Consider the following 25,005-nt stretch of genomic DNA (forward strand, 5'->3'; position numbering starts at 1 on the left):
TTCGCGATTAACTAAGAAAGTCGCCTACGAGTTTCTCTGCCTCAGCACAGGCGACTTTAAGGTCATAGTTTTTGAGGATGACGTCAAACTTGTCTGCATAGCCAAGTTCTTTCTCTGCCTTCTTGAACCGCTCGGCGAGCTTTTCAGCACTATCTGTGCCCCTGCCTGTAAGACGCTCTTTGAGTACCTCGAGTGAGGGGGGCTGGACAAATATGGCCAGTGCGTTATCTTCATATTTTCGCTTAAGGCGCAGCCCTCCTTCTACATCGATGTCGAAAATTACGTGTTTGCCGGAACTCCAGATCCGCTCGATTTCGCTGCGAAGTGTTCCGTAGAAAGTGCCGTTGTAGACTTCTTCGAATTCCACGAATTCGTGCAGGGCAACGCGATGTAAAAAATCCTCTTTACTGATAAAATAGTAATCTTGTTCGTGCTTCTCATCCCCTCTCGGCGCACGTGTTGTGGCCGAAATGGAGAAATTCAGGGCAGGGAATGTCTCGAGCAGATGTTTGACAATGGTGGTTTTGCCGGCGCCAGATGGCGCAGAGAATATAATCAGTTTGCCTTGCATCACAGTACGTTCAATAATTGCTCCTTAATCTTTTCGAGTTCCTCTTTCATTCCTACAACCAGTTGCTGAATTTGCGCATCGTTTGCCTTGGCGCCCATGGTATTAATTTCCCTGCCGATCTCCTGTGAGATAAAGCCAAGCTTTTTTCCATTAGCATCCCGGGCCTTCAGTGTTTCGATAAAATAATCACAGTGACTTTTCAGCCGGATCTTTTCTTCTGTAATGTCAAGTTTATCAATGTAATAGATCAGCTCCTGTTCAAGCCTGTTCTGGTCGACACCAGCTTTACCTACCTGTTCATCCAGATATTGCATGAGCCTCGATTTGATATTTGGGATTCTAAGCGGCTCAATCGTTTCGACCTGGCTGAACAACTGCAGAATGTTCCTTATCCGGAGTTCAAGATCTGCTTTGAGGACCTGCCCTTCTGTCTTTCTGAATTCCTGAAAGCGTTCGAGCGATTTTAGAAAGGTATCGTGTAGCATATCCCACTCTCCCTCATCAGCGTCCTCCTCGGTGTAGCTGATGACCTCCGGCATATTCAGTGCAGTCTGAAATAGATTGCCCGAGTTTGCGCCTAGTTCGGCGTTGAGTTTCTCCAGTTGCTGATAATAGCGAGTTAGGAGAACGGTATTTATCACGGCTCCCTTAAGCGCTTCATCGCTGCGTTCGATCGTAATGGTTACACTTGATTTGCCGCGTTCGATATCTTTGCTACATAAATTGCGCAGCATCAGCTCCTTGTCTGAAAAAGCTCTCGGAAGTTTGAGGTTAAGTTCCAGGAACTTACTGTTTAGCGACTTGATTTCGACTATAAATCTTACGTTGTTATAATCTGTAGTGGCCAGGCCATATCCAGTCATTGATTTTATCATGTGCAAAGATATCATTTATTGATCTTTCCATCGTATTTAACTTTTTTTAACTAAAGGATTTGGGAAACAATGGGTATGTTTACCTGACTTTTTGTGTTGACGATGAAGATGCCCTTTCGTATTTCCGGTCTGGTGAGTGTAGCCCTTTTCATGATGACGGCCGTTTCCGCGCTGGCACAGGAAGCTTTTGTGCTTAGAGGTGTTATAAAGGATCAGGAGAGCCAGGGCCGCGTCTCAGGCGCGCAGATCGTTAACCAAAGGACCCGGGCGACTGTTTCAAGCGACGCACTTGGGCTTTTCCAGATAAAGGCGGTGGCAGGCGACACCCTGCTGGTTATCAAATCAGGATTTACGGACTTCACGGCCGCGGTTAACAGTGATAAAACGGATATGATCATTAACCTTAGTCGCAACCAGATGCTGAAGGAGGTAACTATTGTGGGGCAGTCGAGGAAAAGCGAATTGGAGGATGTAAAGCGTGACCACAAGCGCAATGGTTCTTTTTATGAGGGGAAACCGCCGGCACTCTCGTTTCTGTTTACCCCGCTTACGGCTATATATGAACTGCTTGGAAAGACGCCGAAAAATGCCCGGAGATTTGGTCGTTATTACACCAATGAAATGGAGGAAACGCATGTCGATGGACTGTTTAATGAGTCGATCATTCAGTCGAACACTACTTTGCGCGGCAAAGATCTGGAGCAGTATATGTTTTTCTACAGACCAAGTTATGAGCGCGCCAAAAGCTGGACTATGTATGATGCAATTAAGTATATTAAAGACTCAAGCAAACAATATCTTGATTCGCCTACCAAGTTAGACAGCTTGCCCCGACTCAAGCCTGATACGTCAATAAGATTAAATAGATAAGAGTTCGCAGGCCTTTTCAGCGGCTAGTTTTTCGGCGTTCTTCTTATTGTAATCCCTGCCAATGCCGCAGCTTTCGCCGTCTATCACCGCCTGTACAGTAAAGAGCTTAGCACTTTCTCCTTCTTCATTCTGAATCATATCGAACGAGATATCCTTTCCATGGCGCTGACACCACTCTATAAGTTTGCTTTTGAAGTTGGTTTCAGTTAGCTCCAGCGTATGAATATCAATGTATGGCTTGACAATTCGTTTTAGTAAGAATTCTTTGGTGAAATTATATCCCCGGTCCAGATAGATAGCCCCGATCAATGCTTCGAATGCGTCACCTAACATAGAATGATGCTTGGTTTGCATGTTTACGGTTCGTTGGTCAAATACGATCAACTGGTCGAAACCCATTTTTTTGGCAAGCCGGTTCAGATTGTTTCTGTTTACAATCTTGGACCGCATTTCAGTCAAAAAACCTTCTTCCTTATAAGGGTAACTTTTAAAGAGGAGTTCTGCTACGACAGAGCCTAATATTGCGTCGCCCAGAAATTCCAGCCGTTCATTGCTGCTCCGGGTTCCGTTTTTGAGAACCTTAGCCACGGAACGGTGTCGGAATGCCATTTTGTATAAGACAGTATTTCGAGGCACAAACCCCAAAATATTGTTTAACTTTCTTATAAAGTCTTTATCTGATGATAGATATAACTTATATAGGTCAAATAATGGCATTAAATGCTGGAATGGCTCTTACTCTTCGTATTTTTTGAAAATCACGGATGCGTTATGACCCCCAAAACCAAAGGTATTGCTTAATGCAGCACGGATAGGTCTGTTCTGAGCCTTATTAAACGTGAAATTCAATTTAGGGTCAAAGTCCGGATCATCAGTGAAATGATTAATTGTAGGAGGAACAACATCATTTTTAACCGCCAGGATAGACGCAATCGCTTCCACAGCGCCAGCCGCCCCAAGTAGGTGGCCTGTCATTGATTTGGTCGAACTTATGTTCAGTTTGTAAGCATTTTCACCAAAAAGATCAACAATTGCTGTGCTTTCGGATATGTCGCCTAACGGGGTGGAGGTGCCGTGTACATTGATGTAGTCAATGTCCGTTACGGAAAGACCAGCGTCTTTTAATGCATTTGACATAACCATTCTGGCACCGAGGCCTTCAGGGTGGGGGGCTGTGATGTGATTTGCGTCTGCGCTCATGCCGCCACCGACAAGTTCAGCATAAATTTTAGCCCCGCGTTTTTTTGCATGCTCGAGCTCTTCAAGTATGATTGTGCCGGCACCTTCACCTGCTACAAAGCCATCCCGGTCTTTATCAAAAGGACGCGAAGCAGTAGTCGGATCGTCGTTTCTGGTCGAAAGCGCATGCATGGCATTGAAACCGCCGATACCTGCTTCGTTTATAATCGCTTCAGAACCACCCGAAATGATCAGGTCTGCGACACCAAGACGAATATAATTGAATGCGTCGATCATTGCATTGGTTGATGATGCACAGGCGGACACCGTGCAAAAATTTGGCCCGCGAAGGCCATATTTGATCGAGATATGCCCGGCGGCAATATCAACAATCATCTTAGGAATAAAAAACGGGTTGTAGCGTGGTGTGCCATCGCCTTTTGCAAAGTTACTTACCTCATCCAGAAAAGTTTTCAATCCGCCGATCCCAGCTCCCCAGATTACTCCTGCTCGGTTGGTGTCAACTGCCGAAAAGTCAAGGCCACTGTCTTTGACGGCCTCATCTGTAGACACAAGTGCATACTGAACAAACGGATCCAGCTTACGTGCTTCTTTTCTGTCCAGAAAATCTTCGGCCCTGAAATTTTTCAGTTCACAGGCGAATTTGGTTTTGAATTTTTCTGTATCAAAACTCGTAATAGGCGCGGCGCCGCTCACACCGTTAATCAATCCCTCCCAAAAATCAGGAACAGTATTGCCTATTGGAGTGAGCGCACCTAACCCTGTAACTACTACTCTTTTTAATTCCATTTATACGGATTATACGGAGACCGTATTTTTACTTAACGTTTTTTTCCAAGTAAGCGATTGCTTGACCAACTGTACCAATGGTCTCAGCCTGATCATCAGGGATTGCTACATTGAATTCTTTTTCAAACTCCATAATCAGTTCTACTGTATCCAAAGAATCAGCACCCAAGTCGTTTGTGAAAGAAGCTTCCGGGGTAACCTCGCTCTCATCCACACCTAATTTTTCAACGATAATAGCCTTAACTCTTGAAGCAATATCAGACATAATCTTTATAATTTAATGGTTAAATAATTCAGTGCAAAGAAAAATAAATTCTAACACATTTCAAATGTTTTTATTTCTCAACCAATGTTAATGTTTTTTATCTGAACATGAAAGTAAAAAAATAGTTTTATAATTTCGCAATCGCCTAAAGGCGACAGATTTTGAACAAAACCTACTTAAAATTATCACTTGATCTTGACTTTATCCTGGTTGCTATTACAGCACCAATGAAGGACTATATGTTTTGTCACAAACTCAATACATCCCTGTCCCTCAATTTTGAAAAGGTAGCCGATCATGAGGTTTTCTTCAACATCGACGAGCCTCCTGTGCTTTTTTCAAAATATTATCATGTAGCGGAAGAGGGAGAAACGGAATTCTATATTGTCAGCAACAGGAATTCTGAAGGCTTTCTGATTCCTGAAATGAATAAAGTAGATTTCTTCATGGTCATCCATCAGTTTATAGACCAGGAAGACCTTAATTACATCATTAGCGGACTCAATAAACTTGCTGATATTCAGGTGGCTGTACAGATCGAGCCGGCAAGATTGAAGTCTAAACAAAACCTGATTATGTAAATTTTATCTTAAAACGTGTATGAAATACACTATATTTGGTTTGCTTTAACAAACAGAATTACATTAACCAAGATAAATGAAACCCTTTCATTCTAGAACAAAGATCGTAGCCACACTAGGCCCTGCATCAGCCAAACCCGAAGTTTTATATAGTATGTTCAATGCCGGCTTAGACGTTTGCCGTCTGAACTTTTCCCATGGTTCGCAGGCCGATCACCAGGTTGTGTTGGACACGATACGGGCTATCAATGAGAAATATGATTACAACGTTGGTATACTTGCTGATTTACAGGGTCCTAAGATCAGGATTGGTATGGTTAAAGATGGGGGTATCCATCTGATAAATGGCGCCAGAACCGTTATAACAACAAGGGAATGTGTCGGTAATGAAGAACGTATATATATTACTTACGAAGCGTTTCCCAAAGATGTAAAGGCGGGGGAGATCATTCTTCTGGATGACGGGAAACTGCAGATGCGTGTCGTTGAGACAAATTATGTAGATGAGGTTGTCTGCGAGGTTGTCCACGGCGGTATCCTGACTTCGCGGAAAGGCGTAAACCTGCCGAACACAAAAGTATCTATTCCTTCACTAACTCCCGAAGACCGTAAGAATCTGGACTTTGTGCTCCAAAATGATGTGGAGTGGATCGGTTTGTCTTTTGTAAGAAATGCTGAAGACATCGTGGAACTGAAAGACATTATCAAAGCACAAAATAAAAATGCAAGGGTAATTGCCAAGATCGAAAAGCCAGAGGCGATTGCAAACATCGATGCGATCATAGCGGAAGCAGACGGTGTTATGGTGGCGCGTGGCGATCTGGGTGTGGAGATGCCTATGGAAGAGGTCCCTTTGCTACAAAAGATGATTGTGCAGAAGTGCCGCGCTGCTTCCAAACCGGTAATTGTTGCTACTCAGATGCTTGAAAGCATGATCACGACGCCGAGGCCGACGCGCGCAGAGGTTAACGATGTCGCAAATTCGGTATTGGATGGCGCGGATGCTGTGATGCTGAGCGGCGAGACATCGGTAGGCGAATTTCCGCTGATCGTTATTGAAACAATGCAGAAAATTATACAGAACATTGAACAGAATAACTATCCTTTCCATCCTGACAAGTTCCTTAAGCCTAAAACCGAAAGCTTCCTGAGCGATGCTGTTTGTGATTCTGCCTGTACGCTGTCTAAGCAAACGGGTGCGACAGGAATTGTTTCCATGACTGTTAGCGGATATACCGCGTTCGAGATTTCGAGCCACCGGCCAAAGGCATTTACATACATTTTTACCAGCAACCGTTCCCTCTTGAATGCGCTTAGCCTATTATGGGGTGTCCAGGGATTCTATTATGACAAATTTGAGAGTACCGACGACACTATTCAGGACGTTAATGACCTTTTAAAGGCGAAAAAGCTTATTAAGAAAGGCGACGTGATTATTAACACAGCTGCGATTCCATTGGAAGCCCAAGGCAGGACGAATATGCTCAAGGTATCCCTTATCGATTAATATTCGCATTTATCCAAAAAAAATCTACTTTTGCGTCGCAAAGAAGGAGAGGTGTCCGAGTGGTCGAAGGAGCACGCCTGGAAAGTGTGTATATCTCAAAAGGGTATCGAGGGTTCGAATCCCTCTCTCTCCGCAAAACAGAAAAAGAAAGCCGTCCATAAGACGGCTTTTGCCGTTTATGGGTAGTTTTTATGCGCTGTTCTGACAGGTGATGACAAAGGGATGTCATACCGTGTCATTCCTGTGCAGCACTGATCCTTTTGCATTTTGAATGATGATTTTTGTCTCCGATAAAAGTGCTGACCAGTGCTTTTTCGGAGTTCTTTGACATAAGGGTTAACAGGTTTGTTGAATTCCAAAGAGATAATGCAAAGTTTCTACGCCTGTTACACTGGATTTTTAATAGATTTAGAACATTAACAGGAATTTCATGAAAAAAACGCTATTTCTGCTGGCATTTGCATTGTCTGCAATGCATCTATGCGCTCAGCAAACCTATCCGGTAAACGGTTCTTATGATATCAGGCCCGGGTTGTATGCCTTTACTAATGCCAATATTGTTGTAAGCGCCTCAAGGGCTATTACAAATGGTACTATGCTTATAAAAGGGCAGACAATACAAGCAGTGGGATCTGACTTAGCGGTGCCAAAGGGATATGTAGTGATTGATCTGAAAGGGAGGTTTATATATCCTTCATTAATCGATGCATTTACCGGATACGGTCTGCCGGACGCCGCGCGAAACGTTAGTGCCGGCAGGCAATCCATTTTCTTGTCGACCAAGCGGGGTGCCTACGCATGGAACGAAGCAATAAGGCCGGAAACAAATGCACATACCTTTTTTGCGGCCGATAATAGAGCTGCTGCTGACTTGCGTAAAATTGGATTTGGAACGGTACATGCGGTAAACCGTGATGGTATTGTGCGTGGGACGTCGACGGTGGTAACCCTTTCTGACGACAAGGAGAACATCACCATACTTAAGGATCGGGCGGCGGCCAATTTCTCTTTCAGTAAGGGGAGCTCCCAGAATGATTATCCTACTTCCCTGATGGGATCCATAGCACTGCTCCGACAAACCTATTACGACGGTTTGTGGTATAGTAAGCAGACCTCGGAATTTAATATTTCTCTGCAGGAGTTTAATAGACAACAGGTGTTGCCTCAGGTGTTTGAAGCAGACGGTTGGCAAAATGTATTGCGGGCCCACAAAATAGCGAAAGAATTTGGCCGCAGTTACCTGATTAAAACCAGCGGCGACGAATACCAGCGGATTGACGCCGTGAAAGCTATAGGGTCAGCTTTGATCGTGCCGTTAAATTTTGTTAAGGCCTATGACGTGGATGATACCTTGGAAAGCAGGCATATCACCCTCGCTCAGATGAAGGGCTGGGAGATGGCGCCGGCTAATCCTGGTATTGTGGAAAAGGCCGGGATCCAGTTCGCTATAACTGGGCACGGACTAGACAATATAAAAGATTTTTGGATGAACCTTTTACTTGCGATCGATCACGGTTTATCTAAAAAGCAGGCGCTTTTGGCGCTCACCGAGATCCCTGCAGCGATGATTGGCGTTTCAGATAAGGTGGGTACGCTGGATAAAGGAAAGCTGGCAAATTTTATCATTACTTCGGACAGTTTGTTCACGAGAGCCAATGTTATCCAGGAGAACTGGGTGCAGGGTAAGCGACACATTCTTGTGTTTGCGGATGATTCGGCTAAAAAGGATTCGGCGAGTGTAGCTCCAGCAACGCTGGCAGCCGCTATGATTCGCCCAAGGGAGCCGATGATTTATCCTTTTACAGCCTTCGGTAATACTACTGTACCAACAATGGAGCATGTGCTGCTCCGGAACGCGACAGTCTGGACAAACGAGCAGGAAGGAGTCTTGCAGAATGCTGACGTGCTTATTCAGAACGGCCGGATAAGCGCGGTAGGAAAAGCATTGAACGCATCAGGGGCCCGGGTTATTGATGCCACAGGCAAGCACATTACTCCGGGGCTGATCGACGAGCATTCGCATATTGCAGGGACAGGCGGAATCAACGAGGGATCCCAGGCTTCTTCTGCGGAAGTTCGCATGGCGGATATTATCAATTCCGAGGATATTAATATCTACCGGCAGCTGGCTGGCGGTGTTACAACTTCTCATATACTTCATGGTTCGGCTAATCCGGTGGGTGGACAGGCGCAGCTGATCAAACTGCGCTGGGGGAAGCTGCCGGAAGAACTAAAATACACAGACGGCGATCATTTTATCAAATTTGCCCTGGGTGAAAATGTGAAGCAAAGCAATTTTGGTACGGGTGTACGGTTTCCGGTGACGCGTATGGGAGTAGAGCAGGTTTTTGTAGATCAGTTTACGCGCGCAAAGGCGTACAAGGAGGCAATGACGCAGAAGGGCAGTAACGTACGCCGCGACCTCGAGCTTGATGCCATCGTCGAAATTCTGGACAACAAGCGCTTTATCACCTGTCATTCCTATGTTCAGTCTGAAATCAATATGCTCATGAAGGTGGCTGATAGTCTTGGTTTCCGGATCAATACTTTTACGCATATTCTGGAGGGTTACAAGGTGGCCGATAAAATGAAGGCGAAAGGGATCAATGCTTCTACATTTTCAGACTGGTGGGCGTATAAGATGGAAGTTGCCGAAGCTATCCCTTACAATGGCAAGATTATGCACAACGTGGGTATTACAACAGCGTTCAATTCAGATGATGCCGAAATGGCGCGCCGCTTAAATCAGGAGGCCGGGAAGGCGGTACTTTATGGTGGAGTCAGTGAAACCGATGCGCTGAAGTTTGTTACCCTGAATCCGGCCAGAATGCTGCACATTGATGACAGAGTGGGGAGTTTGAAACCAGGGAAAGATGCGGATCTGGTGGTATGGTCAGACCATCCTCTGTCGATTTATGCGAAGGCAGAGATGACCTTTGTAGATGGTGTTGCGTACTGGGATATAGATCGTGATGCTCAGTTGAGGCGTCGACAGTTGGAGGAGCGGGAAAGGCTTATGGGGAAAATGAAGGAGAGTAAAAATAAGGGTAACAAAACCCAACGTCCGCAGGCGCAACGTTCGAGGTTGTTTCATTGCGAGTCGATAGGGGATGAGTTTTACGAAGAAGATTTGAAAGGGGATCACTCACATGAATAGGTATTTATATACGTTATTATTTGTCTCGTTAAGTTCGTTATGTATGGCTCAGGCAAACATCTCACCGGCACCGCGCCAAGATAAGAAGGTGATTATTATGGGGGCGATGCTACATATTGGCAATGGTAACGTTATTGACAATGGCTACCTGATCTTCGAAAGAGGAAAGATCACCGGTGTAGGTGATGCTACAGTCGTGCGGATTGACCCGACCGGATCTACATTGATTAATGCGAACGGGAAACATATTTACCCGGGCTTCATTGCTCCGCTTACTAACCTGGGGCTGGCAGAATTTGAGTCTGTAAAAGCGACGCTTGATTTTTCTGAAATGGGAAACTTTAATCCGCATATCCGGTCGTTGGTGGCCTATAATACTGATTCGAAGGTTCCGGCGACACTGCGGAGTAACGGAGTGCTTATGGCGCAGATCACGCCGCAGGGTGGCCTGGTGACGGGCAGTTCTTCTGTTGTACAGCTTGACGCCTGGAACTGGGAGGATGCAGCGATACGCACTGATGGTGCCATGCATGTGAACTGGCCGGCGACGCTAAGGCTCCGGGGAAACAATTTGCGTGGCAACTCTGCAGCCGACGCGATAAAAGAAGTGAGCAGGAACCGGATAGCTGAACTTGAACAGCTGTTTATTGAAGCAAAGGCCTATGCAGATATGACCAAGCCTGAGGTGGTGAATACCAGGCTTGAAGCGATGAAACGGCTCTTCAGTGGTACACAACAGCTGTTTATCGCAGCAAATAGTCAAACAGATATCATGGATGCTGTAAAATTTGCCAAAAAGTTTAACATAACCCCTGTGATCACCGGTGCCGATGAAGCCTACCTGATTACTGACTTTTTGAAATCTAGCGGTGTTTCTGTAGTGATCGGTCAGCCTCATGCCTTGCCGTCCGGTTCGGATGAGGACGTAAACCTACCGTACAGAAAGGCGGGTATGCTGATGGATGCGGGTATACCCGTGGCCCTGAGCGTTGAAGGATACTGGCAGCAGCGAAACCTGCCGTTTATGGCGGGAACCGTATCGGCCTGGGGATTGAATAAAGAGCGGGCGCTTCAGACGATTACCTTAAATGCTGCACAGATACTGGGAATAGCCGACAAAACAGGAAGTCTGGAGATTGGAAAGGACGCGACGCTTTTTATATCTGCCGGAGATGCACTTGATATGCGCACCAACCGTGTGGAGCAAGCCTTCATTCAGGGCCGCGACATCAATCTTGACAATCTCCATAAGCAACTGGACAAAAAGTTCAGTGACAAATATCGGGCAGTGCCTAAAATGAAAAAAGAGTAACCCCATCCAGGGTTACTCGATTTTAACTAACTTATTATTCATAAAAAAACTGGCTGTTGGGGAAGGATTCGAACCTCCAAGGGGTAGTTAGCTACAGTTCAAAAATTAATTTGTGGTCAACCCATAAACTGCGTTTATCCATTGATCCCCGCCACCGAGACAAGAAGGTGTGTCTGCCAATTTCACCACCCAACAGTATGTATATGTACGTATTAAGTATGTATATTTAGGTAGTTAATACAACTTAATTGCTGTAGGGGAAGGAGTCGAACCTTCATGGAGCAGTTGGTACCAAAACCAGTATTTCCTGAACTCTCCACCACCGAGACAAGGAGGTGTGTCTGCCAATTTCACCACCCTACAGTATGTTTGCAAGTGTTTAAAGAACATGTTTTATTTGCTTGCTTGATACAAATGTAATAACAACCTTAAAGTGTTGCAAATATTATAAACATTTAATTTTATTTTTGTTATATTATTAATTAATATTGCATATCATTATCAAATGTAAAAACCATGCTAAAAAAAGAAAGTCAAAATTTAGAAATTGATAACCTCGATGTTGAGATTCTGAAGCAGTTGATGGCCGATGCGACCAAACCCTATACTGAAATCGCAAAAGATCTGATCGTATCAGGCGGGACCATTCACGTGAGAATGAAAAAACTTCACGAGATGGGCATTATTAAAGGCTCACACCTTATCATCGATCCGCAAAAAGCAGGGTATGATATTACTGCATTCCTAGGTATTTATCTGGAAAAGGGCATTCAGTATAAAGATGCTGTGGCACAGTTGAGCAAGATCAAAGAAGTTGTGGAGTTGCATTATACAACTGGTGCGTATAGCATGTTCGCTAAAATCATTTGCCGCGACACCAGTCACCTCCGGCATGTACTGAATGAAGAAATACAGGCGGTAGCTGGCATACAGCGTACAGAGACCTTGATCTCCCTTGAAGAGAGTATCAAACGTCAGATAGAGCTGTAGGTCTTACTTCCCGAAAAGATCTTTCAATGCGGCAAGCTTTAATTGTAGGTCGCCGTCGGGAAGCTTTTCTTTTCCGCCCGATTGTCGCTGTTGCTGAGGTTTTGCCGGTGCTTTGCCAGAGCTTCTGTGAGGCCTGGTGCTGTTGCTCTGCGGCGTCTTGTTTTGATGCCTCTCAGATCTGGCTTTCGGCTTAGCCTGCGCTTCTGGCTTCATTGAAAGGGAGATCCGTTTGCGAACTACGTCTACCTCAACTACTGTCACCTCAACCTTTTGGTGCACTTTAACGACTTCGGAAGCGTTCGTGATGAACTTGTCGGAAAGCAAACTGGTGTGTACGAGACCGTCTTGGTGCACACCGATATCTACAAAAGCGCCGAAATTGGTGATGTTGGTTACAATACCGGGCAATTTCATTCCGGGCTTCAAATCCGTTATACTATTAACCCCTTCTGTAAAACTGAACGCCTCAAACTGTTCACGAGGATCCCGGCCAGGTTTGTCGAGTTCGGCTATGATATCGTTCAACGTAGGAAGGCCGGTTTCTTCAGTTACATACTGCTCAAGTTTAATTTGCCTGCGCAGGGCCTGGTCGCGGATAAGCTGTGCCACGGTACAGTTCAGGTCGCGTGCCATTTTTCCAACCAGCGCATAACGCTCGGGGTGCACGGCACTAGAGTCCAGCACATGGTCGGCATTTCTTATTCTCAGAAATCCTGCGGCCTGTTCGAAAGCTTTTTCTCCCAGGCGAGGAACTTTTTTCAGACTCTCGCGATTCTTAAAAGGGCCATGCTCATTCCGGTAATTCACGATATTTTGCGCCAGTTGCGGGCCTAGCCCGGAGACATAGGATAAAAGCTGTTTGGATGAGGTATTCAATTCGACGCCTACGGCATTCACGCAGCTCATCACCGTATCATCCAGAGATTGCTGTAATTTATTCTGATCTACATCATGCTGATATTGCCCAACTCCGATTGACTTCGGATCTATCTTGACCAGTTCGGCGAGTGGGTCCATAAGCCTTCTGCCAATTGATATCGCCCCACGCACAGTGACATCGTAATCGGGGAATTCTTGCCGGGCAACATCTGAGGCAGAGTATATTGAAGCGCCGCTTTCATTGACCATTACTATGGTAACGCCTTGCAGGCCGAGCTGTCGTATGAAAGCTTCGGTTTCCCTGCCGGCAGTACCGTTACCAATTGCAATTGCCTCTATGTCATGCTCTTCACAGAGCCTTTTAATTGTACTTGCGGCCTCTGCTACGCCACGCTGCCCGTTGTGCGGAAATATAGCTGCATTTTTAAGTAATTTGCCCTGTTTGTCGAGGCAAACGACCTTGCAGCCGGTTCTAAATCCAGGATCTATTGCAAGTACGTTTCTCTGCCCCATGGGTGCGGCCAGCAAAAGCTGACGGGCATTTTCGGCAAATACATGAATGGCCTCCCGATCGGCTTTTTCCTTGGAAAAGTTTCTGACCTCGGTTTCCATGGCAGGACCCAGCAAACGCTTGAAGCTGTCATCCAAAGCCAGTTTTACTTGTCTGGAATTGGCATGAACAGACTTTATAAAAAGTCTGTTCAGGATATCGATAGCGCCCGCTTCTTCAGGCGCTATCTCCAATTTAAGCACCTCTTCGTGTTCGCCTCTCCGCATTGCCAGAATGCGATGGGAGGGCGCAGACTTCAGAGGTTCAGACCATTCAAAATAGTCTTTGTATTTAATGCCGGTATCGGCCTTATCTTTAACTACGGCCGACCTGATCACGGCGTGCTGCTGATAGTAGGCGCGCATACGGGAGCGGGCCTCGGCGTCCTCATTTATCCATTCTGCTATGATGTCGCGTGCACCGGCCAGAGCCTCTTCGGCAGCAGGTACGCCGAGGTTGACATTGATAAATCCTTCAGCTTCAGCTACAGGATCCTGTTTGCCCTGCTGAAATATCAGTGTTGCCAAGGGTTCAAGACCCTTCTTTCTTGCCTCGGAAGCACGTGTTTTGCGCTTGGGCTTATAAGGCAGGTAAATGTCTTCTATTTCTGCAATGGTTACTGCTGCATTGATCTGTTTTTCAAGTTCGGGGCTCAGCTTATCCAATGCCGTCAGTGCTTTTAAAATGGCTTCGCGGCGCTTATCAAGATCCCTCAGCTGCTGCACCCGGTCGCGGATCAACGCTATCTGAACTTCATCCAGACTACCGGTCATTTCTTTCCGGTATCGGGAGATGAAGGGTACCGTTGCCCCTTCATCTAGTAACGAGGTAGTCGCTTCAATCTGCTGAACGGTCAAATTCAGTTCTGCTGCGATGATCTTGGTGTGATTGCTCATTTTTTCAATTGACATAAGATGGCGCCAAAATTAACGAAAAAATCCCGCCGGCTTGCACCAGCGGGATTATATTTTCTTTAAGTAATTGGCGTTATTTAGTGACGTACATCACTTCTTTTACAGCCTTCACTACCTTCTCTGCGTTAGGTAAACTTGCTGCGATGAGTGTAGGTGCGTATGGCAGCGGCACATCAGCGCAGGTGATGCGAAGCACCGGTGCATCCAGGTAATCGAAGGCGTTCTTTTGCACATTGAACGCGATTTCTGAAGATATTGACGCCAGCGGCCATGCTTCTTCAACAATAACCAAACGGTTGGTTTTTTTAACAGAGTTGATGATTGTCTCGTAGTCAATAGGACGTACGGTACGCAGGTCGATGACCTCAACATTAACGCCCTCTTTTGTCAGCAGCTCTACCGCTGGGTTAACCACACGGCTCAGCATTTTACCGAAAGTAACCAACGTTACATCGCTGCCTTCCTTAACGATATTGGCTTTGCCGAGTGGGAGGTAATACTCACCTTCAGGCACCTCACCTTTGTCACCGTACATTACCTCAGATTCCATGAAGATCACCGGATCAGGATCAAGGATAGATTGCTTTAACAAGCCTTTGGCGTCATATGGTGTAGCGGGAACAACCACCTTAAGACCTGGACAGTTTGCATACCAGTTCTCAAAGTTTTGTGAGTGCTGTGCCCCCAGTTGACCGGCATTGCCAGTAGGGCCGCGGAATACGATCGGTACCGAAAACTGCCCGCCGCTCATGGAAAGCATTTTGGCTGCGCCGTTAATAATCTGGTCGATAGCAACAAGAGAGAAGTTGAATGTCATAAACTCGACAACCGGAATAAGACCATTCATTGCAGCACCAATACCAATACCTGCGAAACCAAGCTCAGCAATAGGGGTGTCGATTACGCGTTTATCGCCAAATTCGTCAAGCATACCCTGACTAACCTTATAAGCTCCATTATATTGCGCAACTTCTTCACCCATCAAAAACACGTTTTCGTTCTTACGCATTTCTTCACTAAGGGCCTCACGTAAAGCTTCTCTGAATTGAATCTCTCTCATTGTATATTCAAATGTTTATTGTGGGCAAACTTAGATAAAATTGCTTTCAAATGCAAGCTTCAAGACAGGCTTTTCGTTTGCTCAGACCTGCCTGCCAAACAGGGTTTTGTAGATCGAATACTTGTAGTTGTCTTCGATCAGACTTACCCGGAAATAAGGGGAGCCGAACAGTTCGGAGAGTTTCTCCCTGAGGCCTTCCATGAATTGCTGTTTAACTTCTTCCAGGTATGCGCCAGTGAGGGTCTGACGGCCCGACTTGAACCAGACACCTTCCTGGCTCATCGTTTTTACGATGTACAGGTTTGGTTCGACAGCTTTCTTGCCGGAGGAGATTTCATAGATGCAGGTGTACAGCAATGTCTGCACCAGTGCCTTGTTGACGTATTTTCCGTCCGTATCAAACAGCCCGGGAATGTCTTTGTAGCTCAGTTTGTCGCTGCCCGTCTTATAGTCAACGATCCTGGTTACGCCGTCTTTATAATCAACCCGGTCGATTATTCCGCCAATTTTGATACTCGCTTCTTTGCCATGAAGGGAAAAGCTGATCTCAGCTTCTACTTTTTGTTCCAGACTCAGGATGTGAAAAGGAGCCTGGGAGGCATCCTGGTCGGCAATGATGTTGACATAAGCCTCCACAATAGCAAGAATGACTTTTTGCATCCCCTTAAACGCTACAGTTCTGCGCGGGTCATTGAAAATAACTGCGGCAAAGGCTTTTTCGGTCAGCGCCGGAATTTGCTTTCTTTTTACCTGAAGCACTTCGGCAGTTATTTCCTGGCCAAGCGCATCTTCATAGAAGTATTCCATCACCTTATGTAGAATGGAGCCTACCTCATTCGCTTCTACGACGGAGGTGACCTCTTTGGGCTCCCGGATGCCCGCGATATAGTTAAAAAAGAAATCGATTGGGTTGAGGATGTATTGGGTCAGCGCCGATGGCGAAAGCGTGCGCTGATGACTCAAATACCGCTGCAGACTAGCCTGTATGGCGGCATTACCTTGTTTTTCAATCTGTATCTCCCGCTGCGGTTCAGTCCGCACATTCAAGTCGAGCGAATAATAATTGAATTTAAACCCGCTTTCATAAGCGAGTTGTTTCAAAATCCTGCTTGGTTCGCCTGAAGCCGACTCGTCGGTTAGGCTGTTATACACGAAGTTGATGTTGCCAGCCCGTTGTATCAGCCGGTAAACCATATAAGCCGAGATCGCATCCTGATTTTCAAGGACAGGCAGCCCGTAGACTCTTCGCAGGCTATCGGGAATGAAGCTGGTCCCGGTAGACGCCTTGGGTACAATACCTTCGTTGAATCCCAGAAACACCACTTTATCGAAATTGAGGTTTCGTGTCTCCAGCAGCCCCATCACTTGTATGCCTTTCAGCGGATCACCGCTGAGCGGTACGGAAATGCTCATTAGTGCCTTACGCACCAAGGAAACAGTAAAGCTGAGCTCTTCCTCCTGCAGATACTTTGATAAGGTGTCATGTAATCTGTTTAACTCCTGGATGGTTTTGACGAAAAGTTCCGCATCTATTTTCCTTAATCTCCCGGAACTTGAAAGGCGCTGTAGCAGAAAGTTAATTATGTCTAGAAGCGGTGTAATGAGATTTACTGGCGGGATCTCTGCTGAGCGCGTTTCAGGGCCGGGAACACTTCTGAAGAAGACTTCAAAGAGCCCTTTTTGCCGAAGCAGCCTTTCCTGAGGAACTTCGATTTCTTTTTCGAGCAGGAGGGCGGTATTAATCTTATCGCGCATTGTCTGACTAAGTCCGGTAAGCGGATGAGTCATAAATGCGGACAGGTTTTTATAGGAGACCGCTCCGGATTTGTGAATTTCCAACTGGCAGCTCAACCAGAGGTCGGCCAAACCAAACACGCTTGAGGCGGCGAGCGCGAATCCCATGGTCACATTCAAGTCGATCGTTGATCCCTCAAACTCTGCCGGAACTGTCTGCAGTGACGGAATAAGCAAGGATTCATCCGCCAGCACCACAGCGGTAGAACCGACCTCGCGGTTATCGCGGTAGTCGGACTCGAGGATGGTGTTGAGTATTTTTGCCTGGGCACTTTGTCCCTGCACCCGATATACATTGACTTCGTGGGATTGCGTGTTTATCATTCCGGGGCTGTTGGCAAACTCATTTTTCAACTCAAGCTGGTGAATATTTCTGCGTAGAAACAATCCGGCCTCCTGCAGGGTGTCGTCCAGGTAATAGGGGTCTGCATCGAAATAGAAGAGCGCTTTTTCCATGTCCTGGAGGATCTTGAATATCTGCATCTCGGCACGGCTTAGCGCGTTAAATCCGGCGAAGACAATCTGTCCTTTCTGGAAATCCTGACAAAGCCTGGCGATCAGTGCAGGATCCTCAGCCAGCTGCCGGTACACCTGCCCCGTAGTAATGCTACCCTGTGCCGTAAGCGCTTCATGAAAGCGATGATACAGTTTAGGCATTCTGCGCCACATTCTGATAAAAAGCTCTTGTTGCTTTTTGTGTTTGCCTTCTGAATAAGAGGTCCAGAATTGTGCCAGGAATTGGTATTGCTCCGGACTGAGGTAGTCAAATTCTTTGTTGATTACAGAGATATCTTCCATATCTCTGTAAAGTTTATTCGCATCTACAAGGTCTATATCGATCTGCGCAAAGTCGGCCAGCATGATCTTCCCAAGCGGGAAAAACTTACTGCCGCTGAGTGGTTCCACACCTTCTTCCTTCAGCAGCGCATTATAGATTCTGTGCAGGGTGAAAAACTGCATATAGAAGTCGGCCGTTTTAAGTTGGGTCGATCTGGCAAAGAATTCCTGTATTGTGAAAAATGCGGGACTAAAGAATGGCTTCCGGATGATGTCGGCCATATACTTCTGCATATATACTGCAGGTCGCTTATTGTTGAAAATGATGGCGCAATGCTGCAACTGGTTGGGGAAACGGGCAGTAAGATCTTCTGCAACTTCCTGTAAAAATGGTTTCATGCTGTTCAAACTAAATGGGTCTTAATTGGCCGGTTACCGCATAAAATAGGTACCCGTCGACCTTGGAATAGCCCATTTGGGTAAAGAGCGACTTGTACTTCAAAACCTGCTGCAGGTGTTCTGCCGCTTCTGTCAGCGTAAATTTGTAGTCGAGAATGACCACCTGATCCCCATTGAAGAGGACAAGATCTGGCCTGTGTATCTTGCCCTGCGGGTCGATGATATTTTTCTCGGTAATACTTTCAGAAGGCCTGTTAAGTATAGCCTGGAGATCAGGATTGCTCAGCACCTTTTGCGCAGCCATTTTCAATTCTTCACTTTCCGTCTCCTGAACGATCCCATCGAGCGCGAGCACTGACAGGTAATCCTCAACCTGCTGCGCGGTCGTGGCATTGGCCAGGACATCATGAAGCAGCGATCCCCGCCTGCTGGACTTATCCATATTCAGGAGATGCTTCAAGTGCCGCTCCTGCGTGTCGAGGTACAAACTCGAAAGACGGGTCGACACCGGATAATGGTCGAGCTTGATCTTAGTCGCATCGTGCGTTTGAGTATCCCGTTCGGGAACCACATCGACGATTTCATAGACGTTGTTCTCGTCAAATTCGTGTTGAAAAATATTGTTCAGCACGTCACCTACTGTGCTTAACTTAGCCGTGTCCTTTTTAACCATGGTGCCGATAGAAAGGTAGTCTTTCGCTCTTGTAGTGGCCACGTACAGCATGTTCAACGCGTCCATATAATTATAAAAGAGTTCCTCGTAATAGGCCTGCGCGACGACCGAGTTGCTTAGGCTTTCGCTGTACCGCAACGGGATACCTCTTAGTTCGCTATAGGCCGTATTGGTAGAAGAAACCCAGAAGATACTGTTTGCTTTGCCCTTGATCTCCCAAGTACAGAAAGGAATAAAAACAGCACGGAACGCAAGTCCCTTCGACTTATGGATAGTGATGACCTGGACGGCGTCTGCAGTCTCCGGAGAGGGGAGTGATTTTGTGATGCCTTCCTGGCTCCACCATTCCAGAAAAGCGACAATCCCTTTTTCACCTAGCTTTCCTGCATTGCCGGCCAGATCCCGAAATGCGAGCAAATAGGGTAAATGTTCTTCCATTTCGCTCAGTCCATACGCCTCTATGAGCATCTCAACGAGCTCCGGCAGTGGCAGCTGTATCCAGCTTTGCCAGTTCGTGCAAAGTGCGGCAGGCAAAACATGATGCAAATTGCTAAGCGATATGTTATTTAAGCCCATATAATGGCTCGCATTCAGGCTCTCAGCCTTAAGGGCATGATATAATGCAATGCAGTTCGCTTTGTGCAGAGCGGTTTGTGTGTCGACGCCGGTGAACACCCTTAGCGTTTCGACTATAAGCTGAATGGCTGAATTGGCCGAAACCATCAACGCTTCACCGGAAATCACCTCAATTCCCTGGCTCATGAGCTTTTTTACGGTCAGTACAGCCTCCGTATTTGACCGCACCAGAATGGCGATGTCTTTTGCTGCATAGCCCAGATCTGTTTTTAGGTGGCTGATCTCTTTTACCAACTCATCGAGCGCAATATCCCGGAATACACTTTCAGAAAAGCGCTGACCTGCGTCGGCATCTTCTTTCCCGATTTTGCGAATGCGGATGGTGCCGCCCATAGGCGTGGATTTGGCAGTCTGCTGTACCGCGGTTGAATATATGGAGGTGATGATCTGCTCAAACCCTTTCTGCTGCCACCATTCGCAGATTGCAGACGGTCTAGTTTGTATAGTAGCGTTTAAGTCCTCCTGCAGGAGGCGCGGCACCTGCACGTACAAGAAATTATTGAATGTAATGATGTTTTCAGCGCTGCGGTAGTTCTCTTCCAGGCTTTCTTCCAGTACCCTGTCGGCCCCAACGTCGAGCCGGGCCTGACTGTGCAGAATATTCCAGTCGCCATTGCGCCAGCGGTATATCGATTGTTTGGTGTCACCAACAATCAGGTGGTCGATCAGATGCTCTGTCGGCGTGGCAATCGCATTGGTGAGCAAAGAGCGAAAGCTGTTCCACTGGCTGGTCGAGGTATCCTGAAATTCGTCGAATAGAAAGTTCCGGTAGCGCGTGCCCACTTTCTCCCAGATAAATGACGGATTGTCGCCGGCATCGTCGGTTATACCGGAGATCAATTTCTGTGCGTCGCTGATAAGCAGGTTATCGTTTTCTTCTCTGTACAACTTCAGTAAAACGGCGATCTCCTGCATCAGGCGCAGGTAATATAAGTTTTTATTGAACGCCAGGGCAAGTGTGTACTGCGGCAGGTGGGTCGTATAATATGTCTGAATTTTTTTGAGTACGGGGTTCAGCGCTGCATACACTTCGTCGAGCCTCGTGTTTTTCTGGAACCATATATCCGGGTCGTCAACAAAGTTAAAAAGCGCCTCGATCTTTGAAAGGTCACCGCCAATAATCATCGGGATTTTGGCCAGCGGACTCTGCGATTTCCTGTTGAGGTGTTCCTTTTCAACTCCGAAACGGTTGAAGATATCCTGCGCTTCTATGGCGAGGTTCGTGAGTTCCCCCTCAAAGTTTTTGATGGCTTCTTTATTGACGTCAATATAGCGTTTAAACAAGGCGTCTATTTCATTGTCACCCATAGCAGACACCGCATCTTCGAAAGACTGAAAACGTTCCTTAAATATCTCACCGATGAGATTGTAGAGTTCCGTCTTATAGTTCCAGCTCTTGTTATCACTGATCCGTTCGATAGCCAGATCGATAATCCATTGGAGCAACTGCTTGTTGTGGTCCAGTGCTTCGTCAAGCTTGCTGACCAGCTCTTCCTTAACCTTTTCATAGTTCATTTCCAGGTTGTAGGATGTATCGAGACCGAGTTCAAAGGCAAATCCGCGGATCACCTTTTGCACGAAGCCATCAATCGTGCTGACAGAGAAGCGGCTATAGTCGTGCAGTATCTTGCGATAAATACGGTCGGCCCGGTCGCGCAGTTCTGCTGCGTCCAGTTTAGGGTGTGCTTTTAACACAATTTCACGGTAGCTGTCGTATCGGGGCTCTCCACGGGCAAAGCCCTCAAGTACGTCCAGTATCCGGGTTTTCATCTCCTCTGTGGCTTTGTTTGTAAAAGTTACGGCAAGTATTTCCCTGTATTTGTTTTCGCCAGAAAGCAGGAGGGTGAGATAATGTGCCGTGAGGCTGAAGGTTTTACCGGAGCCCGCAGATGCCTGAAGTATTTTTAGAGGTTTATTCGCCATCGCCTGCTTTAAAATAAGCGTTGATGGTCACCGGAAGTTTACCTGTAGGCACTAGTTTATTTTTAAACACGTCTGCCGCTGCCTGTTGCATAAAATCCTCTTTCTGATAGGCGAGCAGAAGAGCTCCTGCCTGTTCAAGCCCCGGAAGCACGGCCAAGTTATAGGGATTGGCAAACAAAGCAAACGATGCCTTCCTTGCGGCCATGTCGCGGATGAACATCTTAAGGTCGGCGCTGAGTGGAATATTGTTACCGGGCCTAACTCGAGTGTCATGAATGCTAACGATGATCTGGTCCTGAGTCCCGATGTTCCTCATAACGGCCGAAATCTGGTTTGCGGAGGCATTTTTATCGAGCCGGTAGGTGGTGGATCCGCTGTAGTACGAGCGGAGCTCGCGCTGGAACAGCGTCTCGTCAGGGGTGCCGACAGCGACGATGACGGTCCGTTTGGCCGAGGAGAGGGTATTTATATAGCTTTTTCCTTTCACCATGGTCATTGCCGCGTTGGCGAGTTCCTTTCGCAGATGGATACTCTCTGCACGGTTTACGTCATCATAAACATGATGCTCGTTTATAGTATCTCTGGTGTGAAGACCGGCCCAGTACTTGGCGGTAAGGATTTTCTTTACGCTTTCATCGATCCGCTCCATGGGAATACGCTCCTGCCGAACCGCCCGGCGGACCATTCGTATGCCTCTTCTGCTGTTTTCAGAAAGTTCCAAAATGTCGTTTCCGGCTACAATGCTCATCACATCAGCCTCTCCTTCGGGGAAATGTTTCACAACGCCTTTCATTTCCATTGCATCCGTAACTACGAGGCCTTTAAATCCCAGACCGTCTTTTAGAATGCCCTGTACGATAGGCCGGGAGAGCGTGGAGGGAATATTCTTGGTGGGGTCTAGCGCAGGAATGTTCATGTGTGCGATCATAACGCCGGCCGCGCCCGCCTGAATGAGTTCCCGGAACGGGTATATTTCCAAACTGTCGAGCCGTTCTCTGGAAAACGGGAGCAGCGGAAGGTCATAATGTGAATCGACGTCGGTATCACCATGGCCGGGGAAGTGTTTAAGTGTAACTAGTAATCCGCCATCCTGCATACCTTTCATATAGGCGCCTGCCCGGGCGGTGACATGGTACTTGTTGTCGCCGAAAGAGCGGTAATTGATCACTGGATTGTTGATATTGTTATTTATGTCAACATCCGGCGCGAGGTTCATGTGCATACCGATACGTTTGTAATCTTTTGCGATTTCCTGACCCATTCTGTATAGCAGCTGAGGTTGCTGGATAGCGCCTAAAGCCATCTGATAAGGATAGGCGATGGTGCTGTCAAGCCGCATACCAAGTCCCCACTCGCCGTCAGACATAATCAGCAAGGGTACTTCGGCTAAAGACTGATAGGTGTTGGTGAGTACAGCTTGCCGTCCTGGCCCGCCTTGAAAGAAGACAAGCCCCCCGATACGCTCGCGTTTTATGACCTTTGCCACGGAGTCTTCATAGGCCTTTCCACGGTTCGTATGTGCCCGGACAAAGAAAAGTTGGGCAATTTTTTCTGTTTTGTTTAAGCTTTTAAAGACAGAGTCGACCCAGGGGTTGGGCGTCTCTAAGGCCTGCAGATAGCTGCTTTGAGCGCCAGCGGAAAAGAATGCAGTGATTAATGTGGAAAGGGCTATAATGTATTTGAAATCCATTGTGTATGTCGATGTCGTTACGGGTAGGAATTGTCCTGATCCAAATTTATAAAAAAAGCCGCTGATCAGGCGGCTTTTGATGTTGATTGGGATTGTCTTAAAATTTAAGTCCCAGACCGATGGAAAATACCTGATTTTTGAATTCAGGTGTCTGACTGGTGCCGTCCTCATTATTTTTCTGGAAGTCAAGCGCATAACGGCCGTGGATATCCCACTGGTTGTTGATGTCGTAACGAAGTCCGATGACACCACCTAGCAGGCTTTTCTTAAAGCGGTCGCTATCTTCCTCAATTTCCTGCTCTACCGAACCGAAGTCATTTTCGAACTTGTTTTTAGTAGACAAAAGGAAAGACACCTGCGGGCCAGCTACCAAGTTGAGTCCACTTCCGCCGAGATTAATTGATGCCAGGATCGGCACGTCAATAAAGTGAGTCGTTGTTCTGTACTCGCCCAAGGCATTGTCAACTTTAAAACCTTTCGTCGAGTACAGCAACTCCGGAGTAAAGGCCAGACCCGTAATCAGCGGGATATCCAAGGTGATACCTGCATTAAAGCCAGTATTGATCTTGGTGTCGAAATCATTGTCGCCATCATCTTTAATTACATTGGGTAAATTCACTCCTGCTTTAACGCCTAAACGGATTCCATCTTGTGCGGTTGCGGCTGTCGCCATAAATAAGCCTATTGCTACGATAAATAACTTTTTCATAATTGTATGTTTTTGTTTCGCAGTATGCCTAGAAAGAAGTGTGCCAACCCGAAAAAAACGCGTCCGGAAGGGCGTTGGCAGACTTAAAAGCTCGCCGGACATGTATCTTTTTTGATACAACGGTCGTTGAGGGATCGCGATTTAGAGGTCGGCGCAGATTGTCGGTTCTTGACTGAGGTTGTGCCGTAATTTTAATTGACTATTTTTGAAAGAAAAAGACTTATGTACGATATTTTAAGAAGCGCACATTCAGGTTGGCGCTATGTTGTTTTGCTCCTATTAGTTCTGGCCACCATTCAGGCTGTAGCCGGGTGGCTTGGCAGTAAACCTTACACAGAGGGGAACAGGAAGCTAAATGTTTTTGCCCTGATATCTGCGCATATCCAATTACTTTTGGGCCTGGCGCTTTACTTTCTGGGGGATTGGTTTTCTGGTGAGAGCAGTGTTCCGCTTGCTCGATACTGGAAGATGGAGCACATCGGCATGATGATCTTTGCCATCATCCTGATCACTGTGGGCAACGCACGTTCAAAGCGTTTTGAGTTAGCTCAGGCAAAACATCGTGCGATATCCATTTATTTCGGTTTAGCTGTCGTTGTGATCATTGCTGCAATAATCGCGATGACCAAGGCTGATCCTACACGCTCTTTCTTTGGTGTTTCATAAATTTTTACAAATATATTTTGCTTTGCTTGATTTATTTATATTTTTGTGACACATGATTAACAATACACATACATGGCAATGGCGTCGTAACTCTGATAAGCGTTCCGTCGAAGCTTTGTGTACAATATAGTTGTCAACCTAAACCAACCACATTGAAAACCCGACGTAGAACCACACGTCGGGTTTTTGTTTTTCGTGGTTTTACGAAAGATTAAAAA

Annotated in this window: 18 protein-coding genes and 3 tRNA genes; 8 read left to right on the forward strand and 13 right to left on the reverse strand. The window is 46.5% G+C overall.

What is annotated here, in order from left to right:
- Window positions 1-7 precede the first annotated feature (7 nt).
- Window positions 8-571 carry a guanylate kinase gene (gene gmk, locus J3P40_RS03380; protein WP_256002977.1) on the reverse strand — a complete coding sequence of 188 codons (564 nt, stop codon included), beginning with the start codon at window positions 569-571 and terminating at the stop codon, window positions 8-10.
- Window positions 571-1,434, reverse strand: coding sequence for a YicC/YloC family endoribonuclease (locus J3P40_RS03385; RefSeq protein ID WP_256007048.1), 864 nt, complete (start codon window positions 1,432-1,434; stop codon window positions 571-573). The genes gmk and J3P40_RS03385 overlap by 1 nt, the downstream gene beginning before the upstream one ends.
- A 114-nt stretch (window positions 1,435-1,548) precedes the next feature.
- Between J3P40_RS03385 and J3P40_RS03390 the strand changes: the two genes are divergently transcribed.
- Complete coding sequence (locus J3P40_RS03390) at window positions 1,549-2,316, forward strand: hypothetical protein (RefSeq protein ID WP_256002978.1); 768 nt, start codon at window positions 1,549-1,551, stop codon at window positions 2,314-2,316.
- Here J3P40_RS03390 and rnc read toward each other — a convergent pair.
- Genes rnc through J3P40_RS03405 form a run of 3 tightly spaced genes read right to left on the reverse strand, consistent with a single transcriptional unit; the run spans window position 2,305 to window position 4,570 of the window.
- The gene (gene rnc / locus J3P40_RS03395) at window positions 2,305-3,033 is read right to left on the reverse strand and encodes a ribonuclease III (protein ID WP_256002980.1); all 729 of its coding nucleotides are present in this window, start codon (window positions 3,031-3,033) and stop codon (window positions 2,305-2,307) included. The two genes, J3P40_RS03390 and rnc, sit on opposite strands and share 12 nt — an antisense overlap.
- An 18-nt stretch (window positions 3,034-3,051) precedes the next feature.
- On the reverse strand, window positions 3,052-4,305 hold the full coding sequence (gene fabF / locus J3P40_RS03400) for a beta-ketoacyl-ACP synthase II (protein ID WP_256002981.1): 1,254 nt from the start codon (window positions 4,303-4,305) through the stop codon (window positions 3,052-3,054).
- 28 nt (window positions 4,306-4,333) lie between these two features.
- Window positions 4,334-4,570, reverse strand: coding sequence for an acyl carrier protein (locus tag J3P40_RS03405; protein WP_008508386.1), 237 nt, complete (start codon window positions 4,568-4,570; stop codon window positions 4,334-4,336).
- 161 nt (window positions 4,571-4,731) lie between these two features.
- On the opposite strand from J3P40_RS03405, the gene J3P40_RS03410 reads away from it, so the two are divergent.
- From J3P40_RS03410 to J3P40_RS03430, 5 genes are all read left to right on the forward strand, one after another.
- Window positions 4,732-5,151, forward strand: a complete 420-nt coding sequence (locus J3P40_RS03410; protein WP_256002982.1) for an IPExxxVDY family protein — start codon at window positions 4,732-4,734, stop codon at window positions 5,149-5,151.
- Window positions 5,152-5,227: 76 nt separating this feature from the next.
- Window positions 5,228-6,658, forward strand: coding sequence for a pyruvate kinase (pyk, locus tag J3P40_RS03415; protein ID WP_256002983.1), 1,431 nt, complete (start codon window positions 5,228-5,230; stop codon window positions 6,656-6,658).
- Window positions 6,659-6,703: 45 nt separating this feature from the next.
- A tRNA-Ser gene (locus J3P40_RS03420) sits at window positions 6,704-6,791 on the forward strand.
- Window positions 6,792-7,088: 297 nt separating this feature from the next.
- Window positions 7,089-9,815: an amidohydrolase family protein gene (locus J3P40_RS03425; RefSeq protein ID WP_256002984.1), complete on the forward strand. Its 2,727-nt coding sequence runs from the start codon at window positions 7,089-7,091 to the stop codon at window positions 9,813-9,815.
- Window positions 9,816-9,858: 43 nt separating this feature from the next.
- The gene (locus tag J3P40_RS03430; RefSeq protein WP_256002985.1) at window positions 9,859-11,127 is read left to right on the forward strand and encodes an amidohydrolase family protein; all 1,269 of its coding nucleotides are present in this window, start codon (window positions 9,859-9,861) and stop codon (window positions 11,125-11,127) included.
- 50 nt (window positions 11,128-11,177) lie between these two features.
- Here J3P40_RS03430 and J3P40_RS03435 read toward each other — a convergent pair.
- Together J3P40_RS03435 and J3P40_RS03440 are read right to left on the reverse strand one after the other, a co-directional pair.
- Window positions 11,178-11,322, reverse strand: a tRNA-Asp gene (locus tag J3P40_RS03435).
- A gap of 56 nt (window positions 11,323-11,378) precedes the next feature.
- A tRNA-Asp gene (locus J3P40_RS03440) sits at window positions 11,379-11,490 on the reverse strand.
- Between the two features lie 153 nt (window positions 11,491-11,643).
- On the opposite strand from J3P40_RS03440, the gene J3P40_RS03445 reads away from it, so the two are divergent.
- Complete coding sequence (locus J3P40_RS03445; RefSeq protein WP_256002986.1) at window positions 11,644-12,117, forward strand: Lrp/AsnC ligand binding domain-containing protein; 474 nt, start codon at window positions 11,644-11,646, stop codon at window positions 12,115-12,117.
- A gap of 3 nt (window positions 12,118-12,120) precedes the next feature.
- On the opposite strand, the gene J3P40_RS03450 is transcribed toward J3P40_RS03445, so the two are convergent.
- From J3P40_RS03450 to J3P40_RS03475, 6 genes are all read right to left on the reverse strand, one after another.
- Window positions 12,121-14,442 carry a Tex family protein gene (locus tag J3P40_RS03450; protein WP_256007049.1) on the reverse strand — a complete coding sequence of 774 codons (2,322 nt, stop codon included), beginning with the start codon at window positions 14,440-14,442 and terminating at the stop codon, window positions 12,121-12,123.
- A gap of 91 nt (window positions 14,443-14,533) precedes the next feature.
- On the reverse strand, window positions 14,534-15,520 hold the full coding sequence (locus J3P40_RS03455; RefSeq protein WP_256002987.1) for a pyruvate dehydrogenase complex E1 component subunit beta: 987 nt from the start codon (window positions 15,518-15,520) through the stop codon (window positions 14,534-14,536).
- An 81-nt stretch (window positions 15,521-15,601) separates the two neighbouring features.
- On the reverse strand, window positions 15,602-18,490 hold the full coding sequence (locus tag J3P40_RS03460; RefSeq protein WP_256002988.1) for a PD-(D/E)XK nuclease family protein: 2,889 nt from the start codon (window positions 18,488-18,490) through the stop codon (window positions 15,602-15,604).
- 10 nt (window positions 18,491-18,500) lie between these two features.
- Entirely contained in the window at window positions 18,501-21,722 is a 3,222-nt protein-coding gene (locus J3P40_RS03465; protein WP_256002990.1) for a UvrD-helicase domain-containing protein, read from the reverse strand.
- Window positions 21,712-23,412, reverse strand: a complete 1,701-nt coding sequence (locus tag J3P40_RS03470) for a glycoside hydrolase family 3 protein (protein WP_256002993.1) — start codon at window positions 23,410-23,412, stop codon at window positions 21,712-21,714. The genes J3P40_RS03465 and J3P40_RS03470 overlap by 11 nt, the downstream gene beginning before the upstream one ends.
- A 97-nt stretch (window positions 23,413-23,509) precedes the next feature.
- Window positions 23,510-24,121 (reverse strand): porin family protein, encoded by a 612-nt coding sequence (locus J3P40_RS03475; RefSeq protein WP_256002995.1) that lies wholly within the window; start codon window positions 24,119-24,121, stop codon window positions 23,510-23,512.
- A 222-nt stretch (window positions 24,122-24,343) separates the two neighbouring features.
- Between J3P40_RS03475 and J3P40_RS03480 the strand changes: the two genes are divergently transcribed.
- A complete protein-coding gene (locus J3P40_RS03480) occupies window positions 24,344-24,787 on the forward strand; it encodes a cytochrome B (RefSeq protein WP_256002997.1) in 444 nt (147 codons plus the stop codon).
- Window positions 24,788-25,005 lie beyond the last annotated feature (218 nt).

The organism is Pedobacter deserti (genome assembly GCF_024436415.1).
GTDB classification, from domain to species: domain Bacteria; phylum Bacteroidota; class Bacteroidia; order Sphingobacteriales; family Sphingobacteriaceae; genus Pedobacter; species Pedobacter faecalis.

Excerpts from the sequence above, each read along its gene's own strand:
- J3P40_RS03455 (WP_256002987.1), bottom strand. The coding sequence starts at position 15,520 with ATGAGAGAGATTCAATTCAGAGAAGCTTTACGTGAGGCCCTTAGTGAA.
- J3P40_RS03390 (WP_256002978.1), top strand. The coding sequence starts at position 1,549 with ATGAAGATGCCCTTTCGTATTTCCGGTCTGGTGAGTGTAGCCCTTTTC.
- J3P40_RS03465 (WP_256002990.1), bottom strand. The coding sequence starts at position 21,722 with ATGGCGAATAAACCTCTAAAAATACTTCAGGCATCTGCGGGCTCCGGT.
- J3P40_RS03425 (WP_256002984.1), top strand. The coding sequence starts at position 7,089 with ATGAAAAAAACGCTATTTCTGCTGGCATTTGCATTGTCTGCAATGCAT.
- fabF (WP_256002981.1), bottom strand. The coding sequence starts at position 4,305 with ATGGAATTAAAAAGAGTAGTAGTTACAGGGTTAGGTGCGCTCACTCCA.
- J3P40_RS03445 (WP_256002986.1), top strand. The coding sequence starts at position 11,644 with ATGCTAAAAAAAGAAAGTCAAAATTTAGAAATTGATAACCTCGATGTT.
- J3P40_RS03405 (WP_008508386.1), bottom strand. The coding sequence starts at position 4,570 with ATGTCTGATATTGCTTCAAGAGTTAAGGCTATTATCGTTGAAAAATTA.
- gmk (WP_256002977.1), bottom strand. The coding sequence starts at position 571 with ATGCAAGGCAAACTGATTATATTCTCTGCGCCATCTGGCGCCGGCAAA.
- J3P40_RS03450 (WP_256007049.1), bottom strand. The coding sequence starts at position 14,442 with ATGAGCAATCACACCAAGATCATCGCAGCAGAACTGAATTTGACCGTT.
- J3P40_RS03430 (WP_256002985.1), top strand. The coding sequence starts at position 9,859 with ATGGCTCAGGCAAACATCTCACCGGCACCGCGCCAAGATAAGAAGGTG.
- pyk (WP_256002983.1), top strand. The coding sequence starts at position 5,228 with ATGAAACCCTTTCATTCTAGAACAAAGATCGTAGCCACACTAGGCCCT.
- J3P40_RS03480 (WP_256002997.1), top strand. The coding sequence starts at position 24,344 with ATGTACGATATTTTAAGAAGCGCACATTCAGGTTGGCGCTATGTTGTT.
- rnc (WP_256002980.1), bottom strand. The coding sequence starts at position 3,033 with ATGCCATTATTTGACCTATATAAGTTATATCTATCATCAGATAAAGAC.
- J3P40_RS03470 (WP_256002993.1), bottom strand. The coding sequence starts at position 23,412 with ATGGATTTCAAATACATTATAGCCCTTTCCACATTAATCACTGCATTC.
- J3P40_RS03475 (WP_256002995.1), bottom strand. The coding sequence starts at position 24,121 with ATGAAAAAGTTATTTATCGTAGCAATAGGCTTATTTATGGCGACAGCC.
- J3P40_RS03385 (WP_256007048.1), bottom strand. The coding sequence starts at position 1,434 with ATGACTGGATATGGCCTGGCCACTACAGATTATAACAACGTAAGATTT.
- J3P40_RS03460 (WP_256002988.1), bottom strand. The coding sequence starts at position 18,490 with ATGAAACCATTTTTACAGGAAGTTGCAGAAGATCTTACTGCCCGTTTC.